This is a genomic window from Microbispora sp. GKU 823, from assembly GCF_002027145.1.
In the GTDB taxonomy this organism is placed as follows: domain Bacteria; phylum Actinomycetota; class Actinomycetes; order Streptosporangiales; family Streptosporangiaceae; genus Microbispora; species Microbispora siamensis.
Genome location: NZ_MWJN01000227.1, coordinates 1 through 2,416, shown reverse-complemented (window position 1 = coordinate 2,416; position 2,416 = coordinate 1). Strand labels below are relative to the sequence as shown.

The 2,416-nt window shown below is 66.0% G+C and carries 1 protein-coding gene; it reads left to right on the top strand.

Annotation, left to right across the window (positions count from 1 at the left end; translation table 11 throughout):
• Positions 1 to 2: 2 nt before the first annotated feature.
• Positions 3 to 2,416: ATP-dependent Clp protease ATP-binding subunit (locus B1L11_RS44350; RefSeq protein WP_143738005.1), on the top strand; the 2,414-nt coding region annotated here is incomplete at its 3' end.

Genomic DNA, 2,416 nt, shown 5'->3' with positions numbered 1-2,416 from the left:
AGATGTTCGAGAGGTTCACCGACCGTGCGCGGCGGGTTGTCGTCCTGGCCCAGGAAGAGGCTCGGATGCTCAACCACAACTACATCGGTACTGAGCACATTCTTCTTGGTTTGATCCATGAGGGTGAGGGTGTGGCGGCCAAGGCTCTGGAGAGCCTTGGGATCAGTCTCGAGGGGGTGCGCCAGCAGGTCGAGGAGATCATCGGCCAGGGGCAGTCGGCGCCGTCGGGACACATCCCCTTCACGCCGCGGGCCAAGAAGGTTCTTGAGCTGTCGCTGCGCGAGGCGTTGCAGCTCGGGCACAACTACATCGGCACCGAGCACATTCTTCTGGGGTTGATCCGGGAGGGTGAGGGTGTCGCGGCGCAGGTGCTGGTGAAACTGGGCGCCGATCTGAACAGGGTGCGTCAGCAGGTCATCCAGTTGCTGCACGGTTATCAGGGCAAGGAGCCGGCGGCGGCGGGCGGGCCGCAGGAGTCGGCGCCGTCGACCTCGCTTGTGCTGGACCAGTTCGGGCGGAACCTGACGCAGGCCGCGCGGGAGGGCAAGCTCGACCCGGTGATCGGCCGGGACAAGGAGATCGAGCGGGTCATGCAGGTCCTCTCCAGGAGGACGAAGAACAACCCGGTTTTGGTGGGTGAGCCCGGTGTGGGCAAGACCGCCGTGGTGGAGGGGCTGTCGCAGAAGATCGTCAAGGGTGAGGTGCCCGAGACGCTGAAGGACAAGCAGCTCTACACCCTCGACCTGGGTGCGCTGGTGGCCGGTTCCCGCTACCGCGGTGACTTCGAAGAGCGCCTGAAGAAGGTCGTCAAGGAGATCCGGACCCGCGGCGACATCATTCTGTTCATCGACGAGCTGCACACGCTGGTCGGCGCGGGCGCCGCGGAGGGCGCCATCGACGCCGCCAGCATTCTGAAGCCCCCTCTCGCGAGGGGCGAGTTGCAGACGATCGGTGCGACGACCCTGGACGAGTACCGCAAGCACGTCGAGAAGGACGCGGCTTTGGAGCGGCGGTTCCAGCCGATCCAGGTGGCCGAGCCGTCGCTGTCGCACACGATCGAGATTCTGAAGGGTCTGCGGGACCGTTACGAGGCGCACCATCGGGTGTCGATCACCGACGGGGCGCTGGTGGCGGCCGCCACTTTGGCCGATCGGTACATCAGTGACCGGTTCCTGCCGGACAAGGCGATCGACCTGATCGACGAGGCCGGGTCGCGGATGCGGATTCGGCGGATGACGGCGCCGCCGGACCTGCGTGAGTACGACGAGAAGATCGCGAACGTGCGGCGGGAGAAGGAGTCCGCGATCGACGCGCAGGACTTCGAGAAGGCCGCGGCGCTGCGTGATCAGGAAAAGCAGCTGCAGCTCAAGCGGGAGCGGCGGGAGAAGGAGTGGAAGGCCGGCGACATGGACGTCGTGGCCGAGGTGACCGAGGAGCTCATCGCCGAGGTCCTCGCCACCGCCACCGGCATCCCGGTCTTCAAGCTGACCGAGGAGGAGTCGCAGCGGCTGCTCCGCATGGAAGACGAGCTGCACAAGCGGATCATCGGTCAGGACGACGCGATCAAGGGCCTGTCCCGCTCGATCCGCCGTACGCGGGCCGGGTTGAAGGACCCGCGTCGTCCGGGTGGGTCGTTCATCTTCGCCGGCCCGTCGGGTGTCGGTAAGACCGAGCTGTCCAAGGCGCTGGCGGAGTTCCTGTTCGGCGACGAAGACGCGCTGATCATGCTGGACATGTCCGAGTTCATGGAGAAGCACACCGTCTCGCGGCTGTTCGGCTCCCCGCCCGGTTACGTCGGGTACGAAGAGGGCGGTCAGCTGACCGAGAAGGTGCGGCGCAAGCCGTTCTCCGTGGTCCTGTTCGACGAGATCGAGAAGGCCCACCCCGACATCTTCAACTCGCTGCTGCAGATCCTGGAGGACGGTCGGCTGACCGACGCCCAGGGCCGGGTGGTGGACTTCAAGAACACCGTCATCATCATGACGACCAACCTCGGCACCCGCGACATCTCGAAGGCCGTGGGACTGGGCTTCGCGAAGGCCAACGACGAGGAGAGCACCTACGAGCGGATGAAGGTCAAGGTGCAGGAGGAGCTCAAGCAGCACTTCCGGCCGGAGTTCCTCAACCGCGTCGACGACATCGTGGTCTTCCACCAGCTCACGCCCAAGGAGATCATCCAGATCGTGGACCTGATGCTCGCCCAGGTGGCCGAGCGCCTGAAGGACCGCGACATGGGCCTGGAGCTGACCCCGGCCGCCAAGCAGCTGCTGGCCGACCGCGGGTACGACCCGGTGATGGGCGCCCGTCCGCTGCGCCGGACCATCCAGCGGGAGCTGGAGGACACGCTGTCGGAGAAGATCCTCTACGGCGAGCTGCGGCCCGGCCAGGTCGTCAAGATCGACGTCGAGGGCGAAGG